General features: G+C 62.8%; 17 protein-coding genes. 2 read left to right on the plus strand and 15 right to left on the minus strand.

Annotated elements, in window-relative coordinates:
• Positions 1 to 27: 27 nt before the first annotated feature.
• The 5 genes from KF712_04930 to KF712_04950 all read right to left on the minus strand — a co-directional run bounded on the left by KF712_04930 (position 28) and on the right by KF712_04950 (position 5,087).
• Positions 28 to 927: an ADP-ribosylglycohydrolase family protein gene (locus tag KF712_04930; GenBank protein ID MBX3740312.1), complete on the minus strand. Its 900-nt coding sequence runs from the start codon at positions 925 to 927 to the stop codon at positions 28 to 30.
• Between the two features lie 51 nt (positions 928 to 978).
• Positions 979 to 1,737, minus strand: coding sequence for an NYN domain-containing protein (locus tag KF712_04935; GenBank protein MBX3740313.1), 759 nt, complete (start codon positions 1,735 to 1,737; stop codon positions 979 to 981).
• 179 nt (positions 1,738 to 1,916) lie between these two features.
• Positions 1,917 to 3,023: a nucleoid-associated protein gene (locus KF712_04940; GenBank protein ID MBX3740314.1), complete on the minus strand. Its 1,107-nt coding sequence runs from the start codon at positions 3,021 to 3,023 to the stop codon at positions 1,917 to 1,919.
• Between the two features lie 205 nt (positions 3,024 to 3,228).
• Positions 3,229 to 4,011, minus strand: coding sequence for an SDR family oxidoreductase (locus KF712_04945; GenBank protein MBX3740315.1), 783 nt, complete (start codon positions 4,009 to 4,011; stop codon positions 3,229 to 3,231).
• A 44-nt stretch (positions 4,012 to 4,055) separates the two neighbouring features.
• The gene (locus tag KF712_04950; protein ID MBX3740316.1) at positions 4,056 to 5,087 is read right to left on the minus strand and encodes a galactitol-1-phosphate 5-dehydrogenase; all 1,032 of its coding nucleotides are present in this window, start codon (positions 5,085 to 5,087) and stop codon (positions 4,056 to 4,058) included.
• A 310-nt stretch (positions 5,088 to 5,397) separates the two neighbouring features.
• Here KF712_04950 and KF712_04955 point away from each other — a divergent pair, with 310 nt between their 5' ends.
• A complete protein-coding gene (locus KF712_04955; GenBank protein MBX3740317.1) occupies positions 5,398 to 6,372 on the plus strand; it encodes an ABC transporter ATP-binding protein in 975 nt (324 codons plus the stop codon).
• A gap of 90 nt (positions 6,373 to 6,462) precedes the next feature.
• Here the strand turns inward: KF712_04955 and KF712_04960 are convergent, their stop codons facing one another.
• The 8 genes from KF712_04960 to KF712_04995 all read right to left on the minus strand — a co-directional run bounded on the left by KF712_04960 (position 6,463) and on the right by KF712_04995 (position 14,668).
• Positions 6,463 to 7,002 (minus strand): hypothetical protein, encoded by a 540-nt coding sequence (locus KF712_04960; protein ID MBX3740318.1) that lies wholly within the window; start codon positions 7,000 to 7,002, stop codon positions 6,463 to 6,465.
• Between the two features lie 12 nt (positions 7,003 to 7,014).
• Positions 7,015 to 7,617: an NUDIX hydrolase gene (locus KF712_04965; GenBank protein ID MBX3740319.1), complete on the minus strand. Its 603-nt coding sequence runs from the start codon at positions 7,615 to 7,617 to the stop codon at positions 7,015 to 7,017.
• Between the two features lie 222 nt (positions 7,618 to 7,839).
• Positions 7,840 to 8,520 (minus strand): hypothetical protein, encoded by a 681-nt coding sequence (locus tag KF712_04970; protein MBX3740320.1) that lies wholly within the window; start codon positions 8,518 to 8,520, stop codon positions 7,840 to 7,842.
• A 61-nt stretch (positions 8,521 to 8,581) separates the two neighbouring features.
• Positions 8,582 to 9,145 carry a hypothetical protein gene (locus KF712_04975; GenBank protein ID MBX3740321.1) on the minus strand — a complete coding sequence of 188 codons (564 nt, stop codon included), beginning with the start codon at positions 9,143 to 9,145 and terminating at the stop codon, positions 8,582 to 8,584.
• A 16-nt stretch (positions 9,146 to 9,161) separates the two neighbouring features.
• Positions 9,162 to 11,027 carry an ABC transporter ATP-binding protein gene (locus KF712_04980; protein MBX3740322.1) on the minus strand — a complete coding sequence of 622 codons (1,866 nt, stop codon included), beginning with the start codon at positions 11,025 to 11,027 and terminating at the stop codon, positions 9,162 to 9,164.
• Positions 11,024 to 12,883 (minus strand): ABC transporter ATP-binding protein, encoded by a 1,860-nt coding sequence (locus tag KF712_04985; GenBank protein ID MBX3740323.1) that lies wholly within the window; start codon positions 12,881 to 12,883, stop codon positions 11,024 to 11,026. Before KF712_04985 ends, KF712_04980 begins: the two co-directional genes overlap by 4 nt.
• Before the next feature lie 405 nt (positions 12,884 to 13,288).
• On the minus strand, positions 13,289 to 13,840 hold the full coding sequence (gene msrB / locus KF712_04990) for a peptide-methionine (R)-S-oxide reductase MsrB (GenBank protein MBX3740324.1): 552 nt from the start codon (positions 13,838 to 13,840) through the stop codon (positions 13,289 to 13,291).
• Positions 13,841 to 13,915: 75 nt separating this feature from the next.
• Positions 13,916 to 14,668, minus strand: a complete 753-nt coding sequence (locus tag KF712_04995) for a succinate dehydrogenase/fumarate reductase iron-sulfur subunit (protein ID MBX3740325.1) — start codon at positions 14,666 to 14,668, stop codon at positions 13,916 to 13,918.
• Positions 14,669 to 15,291: 623 nt separating this feature from the next.
• Between KF712_04995 and purN the strand changes: the two genes are divergently transcribed.
• Positions 15,292 to 15,882 (plus strand): phosphoribosylglycinamide formyltransferase, encoded by a 591-nt coding sequence (purN, locus tag KF712_05000; protein ID MBX3740326.1) that lies wholly within the window; start codon positions 15,292 to 15,294, stop codon positions 15,880 to 15,882.
• 130 nt (positions 15,883 to 16,012) lie between these two features.
• Here the strand turns inward: purN and KF712_05005 are convergent, their stop codons facing one another.
• Together KF712_05005 and KF712_05010 are read right to left on the minus strand one after the other, a co-directional pair.
• Positions 16,013 to 16,357, minus strand: coding sequence for a hypothetical protein (locus KF712_05005; GenBank protein MBX3740327.1), 345 nt, complete (start codon positions 16,355 to 16,357; stop codon positions 16,013 to 16,015).
• Between the two features lie 54 nt (positions 16,358 to 16,411).
• Positions 16,412 to 17,824: a hypothetical protein gene (locus KF712_05010; protein ID MBX3740328.1), complete on the minus strand. Its 1,413-nt coding sequence runs from the start codon at positions 17,822 to 17,824 to the stop codon at positions 16,412 to 16,414.
• Positions 17,825 to 17,928 lie beyond the last annotated feature (104 nt).

The following is a 17,928-nucleotide window of genomic DNA, read 5'->3' on the forward strand; positions in this document are numbered from 1 at the left end:
CACCTTTGCCAGATGCACGGTCAACTCTCAGAGAGAACCGGAAAGCCGTTCGATCTCCGCCCCGGCACGCAGTTCCCCGCGCCAATGCTCAGGCAGGAGGCCGGTGAGATCCGCGGCTCCGTGGATGGCTCCCAGAATGAGCGCGCGCGCCGCATTATCCCCGCCCGCCATGGCGTTCTCCACCAGGGCGATGGCAGGATCATCCGGGTACCTGAGCAACAGATGGCAGACACCCGCGAAGCCCCCATCGATGTCACAGCTCAGCCCGTGGGCCTTGAGGACGGCGGCATTTCCCTCCACCGCATGGAGGTGTTCCTCCGCAGCGGCGAGCCAGTCCTTCAGATTCCCGTCCAGATCCCGCCCCACCCTGCGGATGGCATCGGGGATGGGTTCCCCCCGCTTCACCGCCAGCGCCACCCGGGCGAAAAACTCCGCCGCGTCGATGACATCCGGATGGTTGTGGGTGAAGGCCGTGAGCTGCCTGACGGCGGAGAGCAAGGCGGCGTCATCATTCCATCTGAGGAGAAACAGCGGTGCGAACCTGCCCGCGCCGGAGAGATCATGCGAGTGCGCCCCCGCCCGGTCCGGTGGCAGCCCGGCCTGCAGGTTGGCGAGCGTGCCCTTGGTGGAGCCGTCCTTGTAGCTGATGGTGTCCGGGTCCTCCCAATACGCCTTCCACGCCGCGGCGTAGCCGGTCAGGTCGAACTCCCCGGCATCCACCACGTATTTCAGGAGAACCAGCAACTGGTCGCCATAGTGGGTGAAGTCCCCCGCCTTTTTTCCGGGATGATAGGGCGAGATGGGATCCTGATAGCGTTCGCGGTCCACGATCTTCCGGGAGATCTCATCCTGATCATAGACCCAGTGGGGTCCCAGGCTGATCGCATCCCCGAGGAAGGCCCCCATCACCATGGTTCTGTCTGACATGGGTCCGAATCTACCGCGGTGACATCCCGCGTCAAAGTCATGTCGCCGGAATCATTTCGCCGCCGGAGGTTTCTTCGGGCCTTTCTTCAACCGGACAAAGATCTCCGTCTGGTTGCCATTCTTTTCCTGACGGACCTCGAAGAGATCGATGGCGCTGAAAAGATCCACCAGTTTCTTGAAACCATACGTGCGGTGGTCGAAGGGACCGAGGTTCGCGATGTGGCTGCCGATGGGGCCGAGCCGCGCCCAGCCCTCCTCATCCTTCGCGCTGTTCACCGCGCTGCGCAGCGTGCTCATGAGCTTGGAGTTGCCCTTGAGCTGCTTCGTCGCGTCCGACTTCGGCTTGTCCCTGGTGGTGGCCTCCTTGGTTTCATCCTCCAGGTAAAAGAACCGCGTGCAACTGGCGATGAACGGGTCCGGTGTGTTCCGCCCGCCGAAGCCGAAGACCTGCTTCCCATCCGCGCGCAGCCGCTGGATCAGCGGCGTGAAGTCACTGTCGGAGGACACCAGGCAGAAGGTGGACACGGAACGGGTGTAGAGGATGTCCATGGCGTCGATGACCAGTGACATGTCGGTCGCGTTCTTTCCCTTCACCAGGTCGAAGTTCTGCATCGGCTGGATGGAGTTCTGGTGCAGCACGCGCTCCCACCCGGCGAGGGCGGGCTTCTTCCAGTTGCCATAGGCGCGGCGGATGTTCACCACACCATGCTCCGCCAGTTCGGAAAAGATGAAGTCCACCTTCGCGGCGGGCGAGTTATCCGCGTCGATGAGAAGGGCGATGCTGTCGGATGGGGTCGGAATGGCAGACATGGATGTTGCGGTCATCCCTGCCATGACATGCACCCGGGGTCGAGCATGGAAGCACCCGAGGGTAGCGAAGCTCGTGAGAGCTTCGGTTGGGGGGAAGTCATGAAGGAACCGGAGCCACTAGGAAGATGGTGAATCCACCCCGCCGAATCTCTCACGAGATTCGCTACTCCCATGATGTATCACTCCCCCAGATCCTCGTTGAAGAAGACCTTGATGAATTTCATCTTCTTCCCTTCGTCGAAGCCGTGTTCCAGCACGCGGTCCGCCTTTGCGACGGCGGACGGCTTCAGGCGGATCTCCACGCCGGTGTCCAGTTTCATCACGGACTGCTGGAGCTTCTTCTTCACCTTGCTGACGTCCTTCTTGGAAATGGAGAACGAGTCGTCGAAACGCTGGCCCTGTTCCTCCTCCACCTGGGCGCGGTGCTCGGCGAAACGCTTCTTCGCATCCGGGGTCTTCAGCACCTCGTCCTCGAACTCGTGGAGGCTGAACGACTCCTTTTCCTCGAAGTAGGTCAGGGCATCCTTCTCCGCGCCGGAGGTCTCCCACGGCGGCAGGTCGTCATCCTGCTCCGCGGCGGGCGCGGCGGCGGACGCTTTCTTTTCCTTTTTCTCCTTCTCCAGGAAGGCGACGGCCATGTTGGTGTAGTTCTTCGTCAGGAATGACGGGTCGGTCACCGGCAGCACGCCGAGGAAGTCCCGCACCCAGAAGCGGGAGTCCGTGCCGGAACGGTCGAAAGTGAGCACGTAGTAGCCCTTGTTCGGAAGGTGGTCGATGATGAGGCAGCCCTTGTCGATCTTCTCCGGGTTGATCCCCTGCTCCGTGTGCAGGTGCAGGTCCCCGTCCTTCGTCGAGATGCTCAGGAACGGCACCACGCTCTCCGACTTCAGGATGCAGATGCCCTGCCTCAGCTCGCCATCGACATCGATTTCCTCGATCAGCGAGATGCACAGGTCGCCGGACTTGATGTTGGGATGGTTCGACTTCGCGTAAAGCCGCTTGGCGATCTCGCAGCCCTTTTCATACAGGGTGGAGCCATCCGCGAAGATGGTGCGGGCGCAGACGTTCATCTCGTGCTGTTCCAGCGAGGTGTGGTGGCTGAAACGGTGGGCGAGGAGATTCTTGAACGGCTTCAGGAAAATGGCGGTCAATCCCTCGCGGTCCTCCTCCCCGACCTTGAAAACGTCCTTCGAGGTTTCCAGCGGTTCATCGCGTTGCGGATGGCCGACTTTGGCGAGGACGAGACCGGTGGCGGAGGCGGAGGTGAAGCGGATCTTTGCGGACATGGAATGCGGGGCCGGGACGATAACCGGCGACCGGCATTTGAAAACAGGAAACGTCCGCTTGCCCGGGGTTCCCTCATTTTGCGGCTTCGACCGCCGGGTGCGCCGATGCTTTCGGGACTGGGACCGCGGGATTCATCCCGCTTGGCTTCGCATCCTGGCTGGATTCTCCGGGGCGGGATGAATCCCGCGGTCCCAGTGATGACGGTCACTTCTTCTTCGGCAGTGCGCGGGTGGCGCCGACGGAAATACCGCCGTCCACCAGCAGGAGCTGGCCGGTGATGTAGCGGCTCTCCTCGGAGGAAAGGAACACGACGGGGCCGTCGAGATCGCCGGTCGCGCCGGGACGCTTGAGGGGGATGCGGTCGCTGAGGTACTCCACCCATTCCTCGTTCTCATACATCACGGCATTCTGCGCCGTCTTGAACCATCCCGGAGCCAGGCAGTTCACGGTGATGCCGTGGACGCCCCAGTCATCCGCCAGGCTCATGGTGAGCTGCTTGCTGCCGCCGCGGCTGGCGCAATACGGGCCGAGACCCGCGTAACCGGCCACGCAGGTGACGGAGCCGATGTTGATGATGCGGCCATAGCCCGCCGGGATCATGAATTCCTTCGCCACCTGCTGGGCGACGAAAAAAGTGCCGCGCAGGTTGGTGTCCAGCACCAGGTTCCAGTCGTCCCAGGTGATCTCCGTGGCGGGCTTGCGCACGTTGCAGCCCGCGTTGTTCACCAGGATGTCGATCTTCTCCACCTTCGCCTTCACGTTCGCGACGGCTTCCTGGATGCTCTCGAACGAGCCGACATCGAGGACGACGGGAGTGCACTTGCGCCCCAGCGCCTCCACCTCCGCGGTGATCTTCTGCAGCGACTCGATGCTGCGGCTGGTGACGACGAGATCGGCTCCGGCTTTCGCCAGCGTGATGGCAAAGCGTTCACCCAGCCCGCGGCTGGCTCCGGTGACAAGGGCGGTGCGTCCTGTGAGGTCGAACATGGGAATGGAGATGGGAGATTGGGTATTGGAAAATTAAGTGTGGATCAGGGTTTCAGCACGACCTTGAGCAGGCCTTCGGTGTTCTTCGCCAGACGGGCGAACCAGTCGCCGCCTTCGGAAAGCGGGACGGACGCGCTGAGCAGCGGCTCGACGGAAATGGAGCCGTCCTCGATGCGTTGGATCGCCTCCGGATACTCGCCTGCACACGCGCAGGAACCCTTCACGGAGATCTGGCGCGTCACCACATCCTGGAGCGGGAATGGCACGCTCGGCTGGAGGTTCCCGACAAGGACCGCGGTGCCGCCCTTGCGCAGGGAGCGGATGGCCAGATCGATGGGAGCAGCGGCACCCACGACCTCGAAGGAAGTGGCCGCGCCGTCTCCGCCGCAGAGCTCCTTGATGGTGGCGGCGAGGTTTTCCTGCTTCGCGTTGAAGGCATGGCTGGCTCCGAGTTTCTTCGCCAGTTCCAGGCGGGAGTCGTCCAGATCCACAGCGATGACCTCCGCCCATCCACGGGCCTTCAGCGACTGGATGACCAGCAGGCCGATGAGGCCCGCGCCCACCACGACGGCAGGCTCATCCGTGATGGCCGGTGCCAGGTTCACCGCATGCAGGGCGATGGCGACCGGCTCGGCGAAGGCGGCTTTCTCAAAGCTGAGGGTGTCCGGGATGCGGTGCAGGATGCGGGTAGGCAGCACGACCTTTTCCGCGAAGCAGCCGTGGCGGCGGTAGTCGCCGCAGGAAACGCCCAGCACCTTCCGGTTCGCGCACAGGTTGAAATTCCCCGCCCCGCACTCGGGACAATCGCCGCAGAACTCCGTGGAATCCCAGGTGATGCGGTCGCCCACCTTCCAGTCGGTCACGCCCTCGCCCAGCGCGGAGACGATACCGGCAGCCTCATGGCCCATCACGATCGGCGGGATGCGGCGGCCACTGCGGCCGTCCATGCCGTGGATGTCACTGCCGCAGACCCCGCAGGCCTGGATGTCGATGAGCACCTCGCCGTTGCCGGGCGTGGGCGTCGGGAACTCGGTGAACTCGAAAGTCGATGGTGCGGTCAGAAGGAGAGCTTTCATGGGCGTGACGGAAGTCTGGAAGGGAGGGGACGGGAGGTCAAGAGGTAGCGGGAGGGCCACCCGGCGGATCTTCCGGGGGCAGGGACCGCACTCCGTGCGGTCCGGCGGATGGCAGCGGACAACCGCTTCCGGTGTCGGTGCCGGAAGATGTGATGCGGGATCATCAAACGTGGAATCCGGCCTCCGGGATATCAGGAATTTACCCCACCTGACCGCACGGAGTGCGGTCCCTGCCCTCCAGCGGTCCGCCTTCCCCGCCATTTCCCGTTTCCATCCCGGCCCATCCGCGCTAGGCTCCACACGATCTCCCATGCCGCTCCTCGACGTACGCCACCTCACCACCCGGTTCCACACGCGAAATGGCGTCGTCCATGCGGTGGAGGATGTTTCCTTCACCGTGGAGAAAGGGCAGACGCTCGGCATCGTCGGTGAGTCCGGGTCGGGGAAAAGCGTCACCTGCTACTCCCTGCTGGGCCTGATCCCGCAGCCTCCCGGTCGCATCCACTCCGGCGAGGCGATCTTTGACAAGACGGACCTCCTCAAGGCCTCCGATGACCAGCTCCGGAAGATCCGCGGCAAGCGCATCTCGATGATCTTCCAGGACCCGATGACCTCGCTGAATCCCTACATGAAGATCAGCGCACAGCTCACCGAACCGCTGGCCCTGCATGAAAATCTCACGGGAAAACCCGCGCTGCACCGGGCGATCCAAGCGCTGGAGGAAGTGGGCATCCCGAATGCGGAGGAACGCATCCATTCCTACCCGCACGAATTTTCCGGCGGCATGCGCCAGCGCGTGATGATCGCCATGGCCCTCATCACCCGGCCGGAACTCCTCATCTGCGATGAGCCGACGACCGCGCTGGACGTCACCGTGCAGAAGCAGGTGCTGGACCTCATCCGCGACCGCCAGCGGAAGCTGGGCACCGCCGTGGTCTTCATCACGCACGACCTCGCCGTGGTGTCGGAGATGTGCGACCACATCAATGTGATGTATGCCGGGCGCATCATCGAGAGCGCGCCGAAGGCCGAGCTGTTCCGCAACCCGCTGCACGCCTACACGCGCTCCCTGCTGAAATCCATCCCCGCCGCCCAGCCGAAGGGGGAACCGCTCTACACCATCCCCGGCCTGCCGCCGGACATGAGCAACCCGCCCGCCGGTTGTTCCTTCCAGCCGCGCAACCGCATCGGGAATCCGGACCTCTGCCTGAAGACCGTCCCGCCGCTCAGCGAGATCACCGCCGGACACTACGCCCAGGACTGCCCCGGGTGCCTGGCCCGGTGAGGCAGGCTGAACCGTGGCTGCGGCGTCCCGCCGCAGGCTGTGGTCGTGGCGTCTCGCCGCGACTTTCTTCCTGCATCACCACGTTCCCCTTCACGGTTCCCCAAGAAACCGCATCCTCACCTCCGACCAGTTCCTCACGCGCGGATAGCGGTCCTCCTTCGCGTTGTGCGGCGCGTCGAAAAGGATCCCCTGCCCTGCGAAGCGTTCGAAGTGGCGCGGTGAGTCATCAATGAGGAAGTCCGCGTGGATGATGCTCTTGTCCCCGCAGAAGACGATGTTGTGGTCCGGGAAGAACGGCAGGTGTTCCTTGATCCACCCATACTTCTCCGTGAAGGAATGCGGATACTCCATCGCCGCGGTGGCGATGAAGACCTCATGGTGTTCCAGCAGCTCGCGGATGACATCCGCGGCCCCTTCCATCACGGGGATCTCCCGGAAGAAGCCGGGGATGAAAAGCTGGGCACGCACGGCTTCCCGCCGCTCCTCGCTGATGGCGTCGTAAATGTCCACGCCGTGGAGCGACTCCCGGAGAAGCTCCTCACCGAACTCCGTGCGGTAGATGGCCAGCCGCTTCGCCAGCGTGTCCGCCATCACCTCATCCATATCAATCGCGATGCGCTGTCGTTTCATGGGGAAATCCGGTCAGTTGAAAACAGGCGGCAGCGTGGGATCCAAGTGGCGGGCGTAGGCGTCGCGGATATCGACTTCCCGCCCGCGGTGGAGGTCCAGCGGCGGCAGCGCGTCGATGTCGAAGAACCCCACGCCGAGGCTTTCATGGCTGGTCGTCGGTTCGCCGCCGATGAGGTCGCAGAGGAAGAAGATCTTGTAGATGGCATTCGCATTCGGCGCGTAGCCGGCGCGTTCCTTGTCGATGACGGAAACGACGCGCGAGGCCTTCACGATGTAGCCGCTTTCCTCCCGGCATTCCTTTTCCGCATTCTCCGCCGGGGAGATGTTCACGTCCGCCCATCCGCCGGGCAGCGTCCACAGGCCGGTGGCCGCCTCCTTGATGAGCAGGATCTCGCTGCCGCGGAACACCACCGCCCGCACATCCACTTTCGGCGTGTCGTAACCGATCTCGTCCGGCCATTTGAAATCCGGCGAGTAGTCCGGCAGCGCCAGCAACTCCCCCGCCATCTCCCGCAGCCGCACGAAGCGTTCCCGGTCATACGGATCCTTCGAATAAGTGATCCCCGCCTGGCCGATGGCCGCCAGCTCCCGCGCGAATTCCAACAGATTGCTCACGCGGAAAAAAGTAAGGAGGGTGGACACTCCTGTCCACCGTCGGCATTGGCAAATCAGGAAAGATTCACCGCCAAGACGCCAAGGGCGCAAAGGGAAGAAATGAATCCCTTTTAGATTTGCGGTCAGCTTCGTTTTTCACTGATAACTTATAACCGATAACTTCTTCCTCTTTATTCGCCAATGCCGCCGGAGGACAGGAGTGTCCTCCCTCCTTACCCCCCCTCAATCCGCCTTCATGTAGCGGTATCTCCACGGGTGGTAACCCTTGCCGATCAAGTACGACTTGGAGATGCCGCAGGAATGCACGCCCCAGAAAGGCCTCGGCCCCGCTTCGTAGCCGATGATCTCCGTCCGGTCAGCGTTCCACTTTTCGAAGAGGATCACGTGGCCTTCCTTCAGCAGGATGTCACCGGTCCGCAGTTCATCCCACGACTGCAACGGTGCGCAGATGGAAGGAAGCTCCCGGGTGGAGTAGGGCCGCGGCAGCAGCCAGCAGCGGGAGACGAATCCGGAGCAGTCGATGCCCACGCTTTCCGTGCTCACCACCGCATCGCCGTTGTCGATCTTCCACTTGGTGGCGACATCCCCCGCTTTCTTTCCGGCTTCCAGCCCCTTGAAGAAGGACTCCGGGGTGTCGAACCCGCCCCACTTGTAGGGCATGCTTCGCGCCGGCTCCCCCGGCACCCACCATCCTCCACGCTCACCATGACGGCTGAGCGAAGTGTCCGGCGTGTCCACGCGGATGCCCTTGGAGTCATTGCCATGCCGTACATGTTGGGCTTCCGGCTGCCACTCGAGCTGCTTGTAGCGGAGGGCGATCTCCATCGCCTTTCCGGGGGTGGCTTTCGGCGCGCACGCGAGAAGAAGGAAGGGCAGGACGGCAGGGAGGAGAAAACGGAGCATCAGTGACGGGAGGAATTTCGTGTTGGCCGGACTCTAACGGCTCCCCCTCCGATGGCAGGCACTATTTTCCCCCGATCCGCTTATCCCGTTTTTCGCGCACCCAGAGAATGGCAACCACCAGCCCGATCAGACCTCCCATGTAGCCCGCGTTGTGGATATAGCCCACACGGGTGAACGCCCTGACATCCTCCACGCCCAGTTCCGCGCACATCTCCACCCACCGCGCGCCCGTTCCATCCTGGATCAGCCCGAGGAGCCAGCCGAAGGCTCCCGCCGACACGGCCGCAGCGAGAACCAACAAAAAGCCCTGACCGATTTTCCTCCACGCCACGCCCGCCGGCCATGCCGGAACGGCGATGCGCCCGAGGAACCAGCCTGCGAAGAACCCGACCCACCAGGTGGCGAGAAAGCCGATCTCCGCGACGAAGACCCGTTCATGCAAGCCGAAGTCCGCCGCACGGAACTGGTCGAACTTGAAGCGGGTGAAATACTCCGGGGAGATGGAATAGGTGATCTGGTCATGGAGCATGCCGTAGCAGCCGCTCACCAGCGCACCTGCGACAGCCATCTTCGCCATCAGCAAGGCTTGGCGCGGCTGGATCTTCGGAAGTAGCAGCGTGATCATACCGGCAGCAAGATCATCATATCACGGAAGCCACCGGCCCCACGACACTTTCCCGCTTTTCCTGGAGCAACTGCCGGGTGTAGAGCGCGTGGTAGTGGCCCTTCGCCGCCATCAACTCCCGGTGGCTGCCGCTTTCCAGGATGCGTCCTTTCTCGATCACCAGGATGCGGTCCGCCCCTCGGATGGTGGACAGCCGGTGGGCGATGACAAAGCTGATGCGTCCGTGGAAGATGGTCTCCAGCCCTTGCTGGATCAGCCGCTCCGTCTCCGTGTCGATTGAGGAAGTCGCCTCATCCATGATGAAGATCTGCGGATCCGCCAGCAGCGCGCGGGCGAAGGAGATGAGCTGCTTCTGCCCGGTGGAAAGACGGTTGCCGCCCTCCCCCACGTCCGTGTCATAGCCGTTCTCCAGCGCGCGGATGAAGGCGTCCGCATTTACCTTTCCGGCCGCCTCCTCCACCTCCCGGTCGGAGGCGGACGGACGGCCGTAGCGGATGTTCTCGCGCACCGTCCCGCTGAACAGGTGCGGACTCTGGAGGACGATGCCGAGGTTCGAGTGATACCACGCGAGCGAGCGCTCCCGCAGGTCGATGCCGTCCACGGTGATGCGTCCGCCCGTCGGCTCATAGAAGCGTGCGGCGAGGTTGACGATGGTGCTCTTTCCACCACCGCTCGCGCCGACCAGGGCGATGGTCTGCCCGGCCTCCACCACCAGGTCAAAGCCATCCAGCACCTGCTCCCCGGTCTCATAGGAAAACGCGACTTTGTCGAACGCGATCCTGCCGATGCGGGCGGGATGACCGTCCGGTGCCATGCCAGCCGCACGGCTCTGCGGATCGCTCCATTTCTCCAGCCGTGCTTTCACATCATCGCTGTCGCGGATGCCGGGCACCGTGGCCAGCAGGCTGAGCACGCGCTCCCCCGCCGCCTGCGCGCCCTGCATGTTGACCAGCGTCTGCGCGATCTGGTTGATGGGATTGAAGAACTGTCCGGCATACGTGATGAACGCGACCAGCGTGCCCAGCGTCAGCGTGCCCGCCATCACGTGGGAGCCACCACGCCACAGGGCGATGCCCGCCGCCACACTGCCCAGCGTGAGCACGATGGGGATATAGACCGCGGACTGCAGCGCGTTGCGGATGGACACCTCATACATGGCCGTGGACTGGATCTGGAACTCCGCCGCGTTCTCCCGCTCGCGCACCAGCGACTTGCTGGTCCGCAGGCCCTGCAGGGACTCCGCGAAGGAAGCGGTGATGAGCGAGTTGTATTTCCGCGTCTCGCGGGAACTCAGCAGCAGCTTTTTCTGGAACACGGCGCTGATGACCACCAGCGGCGGCACCACGGACAGCACCAGCAGCCCCAGCACCGGATGCAGGACCAGCAGCACCACCGCGATGAGCAGAACCAGGCAGAACGCCCACAGCAGGTCCAGGGTGCCCCAGGAAATGATCCGCGCGAGCTTGTCACAGTCGGAGGTCAGGCGGGAGATGAGCCAACCGGTGGGCCGGTGGTCGAAGTACGCCAGCTCCAGTTCCTGCAACCGCTGGAACGCCTCCTTGCGGATGTCGTGGCTCATGTTGTTCGACAGTCCGCCGGCGGAGTTGATGAAAAGCCACACTCCTCCGGCCAGCGCCACGGCCAGCACGCCATACGCTACTGCGGGCAGCCGCAGGGACTCGACGCCGCCACCCGCCACCACGGTGTCCACGGCCCAGCGGGTGACGAGCGCGAAGCTCGCGTCGCAGATGGCGATGAGGATGGCGGACGCCGCCAGCGGCACCAGCAGCCTGCGGTGCGGCAGGGCGTGACGGAACAGCCTGCCCCACAGCCGGAAGTCGATCCGGTCGCTGAACACATCTTCCTGGGGTTCTTCTTTCATGGTGTGGAATGGGTCGCGCCATCCGGCGTCGTTTCTTCTTCGGTGGAGGTCTGGATCTCCCACAACCTGCGGTAGAGGCCCTCCTCCGCCAGCAGCGCCGCATGGGTGCCCTGCTGGATGATGCGGCCCTCCGTCAGGACGATGACGCGGTCCGCGTGCATGAGGGTGGAAAGCCGGTGGGCGATGACCAGTGTGGTCTTCCGCCCATGGCGGCCGCGCAGCGCGTCGAGGATGGTGGCCTCCGTCTCCGCGTCCACGGCGCTCAGCGCGTCGTCCAGCAGCAGCACGGGTGCGTCCCTCACCAGCGCGCGTGCCAGCGCCACCCGCTGCCTCTGGCCGCCGGAGAGGGTCACGCCCCGCTCGCCGACGAGCGTCGAGTAGTCGTTGGAGAAGCCGGAGATCGTGTCATGGATGTCCGCCAGCCGGGCGGCCTGCCGGATGTCCTCATCCCCCGCGCTGCTCCTGCCGAAGCGGATGTTCTCACCGATGGTCTTCGAGTAGAGGAAGGGCTCCTGCATCACCACGCCGAACTGGGAACGCAGCCACTGGCGGTCCAGCCCGCCGACGTCCCGCCCGTCGAAGGTGATGGCTCCGGACTCCGGGTCGTACAACCGCAGCAGCAGGTGGAAGAGCGTGGACTTTCCGGAACCGGATGGCCCCACGATCGCCAGCGTCTCCCCTGGTTCCACGGTGAAGGAAATACCATTCACCGCGGCGGACTCCCCGCCGTGGGCGAAGACGACTTCCGTCGCCTGGATGCGGCCCAGCACCGGCCCCTCCGGCTCACCATCCCCTGCGGGCTTCGACTCCTCCGGCACGGAAAGGATTTCACCCATGCGGTTCAGCGCCACCACCGACTTGCCCAGATCCGTCAGCGTCCGGCCCATCTGCCGCACCGGCCACAGCAGCATGTTGAGGAACATGATGAACGTGAACAGCGTCCCCACCGAAAGCGTGCCCCGGGAAATGAACCACGCACCCGCGAACAGCGCCAGACCCTGCTGGATGATCACGACCAGATCGGAGATGGACCAGTACCACGCCATCAACTTCAGCAGCCGCAGGCTGCGGTCACGGTAGTCCGCGTTCGGCACGGCGAACTTCGCCACCTCGAACTCCTGCCGGGCGAAGGCGCGCACCACACGCAGGCCGGTCAGGTTTTCCTGCACCGTCTTTGTCACCACGCCCTCCGCCTCCGCCATTTCCCGGAACAGGTGCTTCACCCGGCCCACATAGAAATAGCCGAAGAGGATGATGGGCACCACCAGGGCGAAGGAAATGAGCGTCATCCGTCCGTCCAGCATCACCATCACCGGCACCGCGGTGAGCAGCAGCAGCAGCGCGTTGCTGATGTCCACCACCTGCACGGACAGCGCGAGGCGCAGCGTCTCCACGTCCGAGGTGCAGCGCTGGATCAGATCGCCCGTCTCCGCACGGTCATGGTAGGAAACAGGGAGCCGCTGCAGGTGGTCGTAGAGCCGGTCCTTCAGCCGCCGGGCAATGCCATCCGAAGCCTCCGCCGCGAAGCGGCCCTTCAGGTAGCTGAACCCGCCCGCGACGACCGTCAGCGCCACCATCACCAGCGCGGGCAGCCACAGCCGGCCGGACACGAAGTCAGCTCCGCCGAGCAGCCCGATGATCCATCCTTTCAGCCCGCCATCCGCCGCCTTTCCGGAAAGCGCGAAGTCGATGGTCGCACCGGCCACCAGCGGCGTCATGTAGTTGATGCCCGTGAAGAAGAACAACGCGATGATCGCCTTCGCATAGCGCCCGCGGAAACCATGCATGAGCTTCCACAACAGGACGGCGGCACGCCTGCCTTCCTGGCGGTCGGGTTTCGGAGGAGTTGGGGTCATGGGATGAATCTGGAAAAACAAAAACCCGCTCGGGGGAGAGCGGGCCGGTCCAGACAATCATCAGACACTCAGCTCGCTTCTTTCGATCCGGCGAGCCTGGGAGGAAACACGTCCTGCCTGTCAGACAACGCCCGCACCTGGGAACCAGATGCCTCGGTTGAGATGATAGCGGAAGGATTTCATAACGCGGAATGTCCGCAACCGCGGACAGGGGGAAACGCCTAACATCACCTGCCGGGGGACGGCAAGGGAATTCCGGAATGGCGTAGCGAAGCTCGTGAGAGCTTCGGCAGGGTGGATTCACCACCTGCCAACCGGCTCCGGTTCCCGCATGGACTCCCCCCAACCGGAAGTCTCACGACTTCCGCTACCCAATGCTTCTCCAGAAGCGCCGAACACCCATCCTCAGGGCTTCTTCTCTTCCTTCTTCTCTTCGCCGTCTTTTTTGGCAGGCACGAACACAAGGCCGACGCCGTTGATGCAGTAACGCTTGTCGGTGGGGGTGTTGAAACCCTCGCCATGGAAGACGTGGCCGAGGTGGCCGTCGCACTTCGCGCACACCACTTCGGTGCGGATCATGCCGTGGGCGAGGTCCTTCTTTGTCTTCACGTTCTGCGCCTTGGCCGGGTCATAGAAAGACGGCCAGCCGCACTTGGAATCGAACTTCTCCTTCGAGGAAAAAAGCAGCGCACCGCACCCTGCACAGTGGTAGGCACCCTCCCCCTGGTGCTTGAACTCCTTGTACACCGCGCCGTTGGCAGGTTCCGTCCCGGCCTGGCGGAGGATGCGGTACTGCTCCGGAGTGAGTTGCTTCTTCCACTCCTCGTCGGTCTTCTCGACCTTGCCGGTGGGTTCCGCAGGAGCTTCCTTGGCCGTTTCCATCTTTGCTTCTTCAGCGTGGCAGGAAAGGATCGCAAGCGAGAAAATCAGGGCGGTGAGTCTGCGGGCGGATTTCATGGATGGAACGGGTTTCCCTTAAGAGACACCTTATTACGTTCTCTTCCAGAAAATCCTTCCGGATCTCCCGCGAAATCACGCGAACTGCTCCGCGGCGACGGCCTTGGTGAAGTCGCGGTTCATCCGCGCGATGTGGTCCACGCTGATCTCCTTCGGGCAGGCGGCCTCGCACTCGTATTGGTTGGTGCAGTTGCCGAAGCCTTCGGAGTCCATCTGGCGGACCATGGCGAGCACGCGCTTGTCGCGCTCCGGCTGGCCCTGCGGCAGGTGACCGAGGTGGGACACCTTGGCGGAGACGAAAAGCATGGCGGAGGCGTTCTTGCACGCGGCCACACAGGCCCCGCAGCCGATGCAGGCGGCGGCGTCGAAAGCGGAGTCCGCATCCGGCTTCGGGATCGGCAGGGAGTTCGCATCCACGGCCGCGCCGGTCCGGACATCCACATAGCCACCGGACGCGATGATGCGGTCGAAGGCGGTGCGGTCCACGATCAGGTCACGGATGACCGGGAAAGGATTCGCCCGGAACGGCTCGATCCAGATCGTGTCATTGTCCGCGAACTTCCGCATGTGGAGCTGGCAGGTCGTGACCGCCTTGTCCTTGCCGTGGGGGATGCCGTTGATGGTGAGGGAACACGCGCCGCAGATGCCCTCCCGGCAGTCGTGGTCGAAATGGATCGGCTCGCCGCCATCCTCGATGATCCGCTCGTTGACGATGTCCAGCATCTCGAGGAACGACGCCTCGGACGGGATGTTTTTCGCTTCGTAGGTCTCAATTTTACCCTGTGCCTGCGGACCCGGCTGGCGCCAAACTTTGAGCGTGAGATTCATGGGGAATGCTGTGCGTTTCCGGACCCTGGTTTCGTCCAAACGGCGGGTCCGCTCTGCGGTTCCAACGTAAGCACCTTTCCCCCCGCGACTAGGACAAAAATCAATTTCATCGGATGAAAAACCCATCCATCACCCCTGTTGAAACCCGTTCTCAACGGCAGGAAAAATCTGAAAAATCACCTTAGAAATGTCTTGACCGAAATCCGGATCCATGATTATTTCCCGTCGTCGCGCGACACTAGCAGGCGGCCCGATTGAGCATCCCTTTGGGTTTTTGGGTTTTTCCCGGGGATAATCGATCGGGCCGCTTCATTTTTATGCGGAGGCGTCATTCCGGGCTCCTGATTCTAATGCCGTTGAGGATTGGTAATCATCATAACCAAGCGGCATCTTTTGAATCGCAGATTAAGAGGATTAAGAATGGATTCCGCAGATTTTGATTCCTTGTAGGATTTGCTTTGGCCCTGCGGTGGTTCCTGCTTCTTCCCAAATCCGCGCAATCCATTCTTAATCCTCTTAATCTGCGCTGGAAAAAGCGACCTCCTACCATCGGTTCCCGATCCTTGAAGGCATTGCTCCCAATTCGGGATTCCCCCGGACCGGACGGCTTCCTAAGCTGCGGCATGAAGATCGCCATACTGGCATCCCACGGCGGCTCGAACATGCAGGCCGTGCTGGACGCCATCGCATGCGGCGGGCTCGGCATGGAGCCATCCGTCATCCTCTCCAACAACCGGAAGGCGCACGCGCTCGAACGCGCGGAGGCAGCCGGCATCCCCCACCAAGTGCTCAACGGCACCACCCACCCGGAACCGGCGGATCTTGACCAAGCCATCCTCGCGGCCCTGCTGGAATCCGGGACGGACCTGGTGCTGCTGGCAGGGTATATGAAAAAGCTCGGCCCCGCGACCCTCTCCCATTTCGACGGACGCATCGTGAACATCCATCCTTCCCTGCTGCCTAAATTCGGTGGCCAGGGCATGTATGGCAGCCGCGTCCATGAAGCGGTGCTCGCAGCCGGTGAGACGGAAACCGGCGTGACCATCCACCTGGTGGACGGTGCCTATGACGAAGGCCGCATCCTCGCACAGACCCCGGTGCCCGTTCTCCCGGAAGACACCGTGGAGACACTGGCCGCACGGGTGCTGGAGCGTGAGCACCAGTTCCTGGTGGAAACGCTGGTCCGGGTTTCCAAGGGAGAGATCCCGCTCTGATAAAAACTGGGAGCGCCGGTCTTCAGACCGGCATCTTTTCCCATTCGCCTTGCCTGCCAAGCCGGTCTGAAGACCGGCGCTCCCAGCGCTCCCTGACCGCCTTCACCACCACTCCCGGCTTCAAGGAGATTCAGGCCATCGCCTGGCGTATCATTTCCAGCAAAATGAGCAGGACGACCAATAGGAACCATGATGAAGCAATGACCATCCGCCGCTTCAGTCCCACGGCCATGCGATCAGCATCGATATCATGAGATGCCATTTGTCTGAGCACCTCCATTTCCCTCCGCATCACGAAGACATCCCACATACTGAAAAGCTTCCGGAATTCGTCGCGTTCGATCTTCAGTCCACACTTCTCCAGGAAAGGACATACCACTGAAGAACGATAGAAAGCGAGATCAAGCATGGTGATCCAGAAGCAGGAACCCACCACAACGATTGTCAGGAATATGGTTATGGGCAAAAGATCCATGGTTAGATGAGCAGGAAAAGAAGCACAGTTATTTACCTGATACCCAGCTGTCTTTCACGCCCGCAGCGCATCCTTCAGTCTCTGTTTCTCAGCAGCCTTTATCCGGAGTTCTTCCATTTTCTCCCTGACCGCCTTCACCACCAGCCCCAACCAGCACAAGGCCGCCAGCGAAAGCGCGACCCACGGTGTCAGCCACCCGAAGCGGGTGTAGGGCGTCAGGTAGTCCGACTTCCCGATGACCGATGTCACCGTCCCCTGCTCCATCGCACCGAGTCTGGCGTGGACCCTTCCGGATGGATCGATGGCTTGGGAAACACCGGAGGTGGCGGAGGAAAAGATCCACCGGTGGTTCTCCGCGGCGCGGATGCGGAAAAGCTCCGCGTGTTGGTCATGCTGGTTACGTCCCCACGACATGGCATCCATCACCGGTGCGGCGATGAACTGCGCCCCGCTGGCGGTCATTTTCCGGATCACGCCTTCATAGTCGCAGTCAAAGCAGATGGGCGTCCCCACCCGGCCATGGGCGGTGGGGACCGCCTTCGCCTCCGTGCCCGGCGTGCCATCCGCGAACATATGGACCGTGTGGATCTTGTTGTGCTCCCCCAGCGCGCCGCTGGCATCCAGGGTGAGCGCGATGTTCCGCCATACCTCGGAATACTTCTCCCGGGACTGCGTGCCCAGGGTCAGGGTGATGTCCCGCTCCTTGCAAAGGTCCAGCAGTTGCCGCCACTCCTGTTCATTCTGGCGGACATCATACGGCAGCGCGTATTCCGGCCAGACCACATAGCGGATCTCCGACGGCAGCGCGCGCGTGGCCTCGGCATACTTGTCCAGCGTCGTGTTCTCCAACTGGATGGCGGCGATGGGGAGATCAACATGGAGTTTGTCGATTGGCCTGCCCAGCCATGCCGCTCCATACACGATCACCCCTGCTATCACGGCTCCATACACCGCACGGAACCTCCACGGAACCGCGAGGAAAAACACCACCAGCATGCCCACCCCATAGACGCCGATCCATGGCAGCAGCGCGTTCGGCCCTACGGCCAGACCCACCGTCATCCATGGAAATTTGAGCGGGAAAATCTCCGCGCGGATGAATTCCCAGCCCGCCCAGTTCAATGCGGTGAAGGCCGTGAACTTCCACCCCGCGAGGTGCCGGGCCAGCCCCTGCATGTGGGCGAACAACGCGGGAAATGCCGCCAGCACGATCCATAGGACGATGGCCGTCGGTCCGAACAGATTCCACAACCACGACAGGCTCAGGCTGAATGCCGTCATCCCGAACAGGAAGCCCACCGCGCGGGCGCGGCTGCCATGCAGACCGCGGAGGGAATGGATCAGCCCGAAGACGGCAGGCACGATGAGCCACCTCCAGCCGACCGGCGGAAACGCACCCGCATACGCCGCTCCGCAGAGGATGGCCGTGAGGCAGCGGAGGGGGAAGGAATACGACGTCATGTTCATGCGGTATCAGGCAGGGTGGATGACCACGCACCTTCCCGTCGAGATCAAGTTTCGCTCCTACAGTTTCGGGATTGTCGTGCGGTTTCACTTTTAGGTGCGGTCCC

The sequence above is a fragment of the Akkermansiaceae bacterium genome (assembly GCA_019634595.1).
In the GTDB taxonomy this organism is placed as follows: Bacteria; Verrucomicrobiota; Verrucomicrobiia; order Verrucomicrobiales; family Akkermansiaceae; genus Luteolibacter.

Coding starts and splice junctions, on each gene's coding strand:
- KF712_04930 (MBX3740312.1), bottom strand. CDS start 927: ATGTCAGACAGAACCATGGTGATGGGGGCCTTCCTCGGGGATGCGATC.
- KF712_04935 (MBX3740313.1), bottom strand. CDS start 1,737: ATGTCTGCCATTCCGACCCCATCCGACAGCATCGCCCTTCTCATCGAC.
- KF712_04940 (MBX3740314.1), bottom strand. CDS start 3,023: ATGTCCGCAAAGATCCGCTTCACCTCCGCCTCCGCCACCGGTCTCGTC.
- KF712_04945 (MBX3740315.1), bottom strand. CDS start 4,011: ATGTTCGACCTCACAGGACGCACCGCCCTTGTCACCGGAGCCAGCCGC.
- KF712_04950 (MBX3740316.1), bottom strand. CDS start 5,087: ATGAAAGCTCTCCTTCTGACCGCACCATCGACTTTCGAGTTCACCGAG.
- KF712_04955 (MBX3740317.1), top strand. CDS start 5,398: ATGCCGCTCCTCGACGTACGCCACCTCACCACCCGGTTCCACACGCGA.
- KF712_04960 (MBX3740318.1), bottom strand. CDS start 7,002: ATGAAACGACAGCGCATCGCGATTGATATGGATGAGGTGATGGCGGAC.
- KF712_04970 (MBX3740320.1), bottom strand. CDS start 8,520: ATGCTCCGTTTTCTCCTCCCTGCCGTCCTGCCCTTCCTTCTTCTCGCG.
- KF712_04975 (MBX3740321.1), bottom strand. CDS start 9,145: ATGATCACGCTGCTACTTCCGAAGATCCAGCCGCGCCAAGCCTTGCTG.
- KF712_04980 (MBX3740322.1), bottom strand. CDS start 11,027: ATGAAAGAAGAACCCCAGGAAGATGTGTTCAGCGACCGGATCGACTTC.
- KF712_04985 (MBX3740323.1), bottom strand. CDS start 12,883: ATGACCCCAACTCCTCCGAAACCCGACCGCCAGGAAGGCAGGCGTGCC.
- msrB (MBX3740324.1), bottom strand. CDS start 13,840: ATGAAATCCGCCCGCAGACTCACCGCCCTGATTTTCTCGCTTGCGATC.
- KF712_04995 (MBX3740325.1), bottom strand. CDS start 14,668: ATGAATCTCACGCTCAAAGTTTGGCGCCAGCCGGGTCCGCAGGCACAG.
- purN (MBX3740326.1), top strand. CDS start 15,292: ATGAAGATCGCCATACTGGCATCCCACGGCGGCTCGAACATGCAGGCC.
- KF712_05005 (MBX3740327.1), bottom strand. CDS start 16,357: ATGGATCTTTTGCCCATAACCATATTCCTGACAATCGTTGTGGTGGGT.
- KF712_05010 (MBX3740328.1), bottom strand. CDS start 17,824: ATGAACATGACGTCGTATTCCTTCCCCCTCCGCTGCCTCACGGCCATC.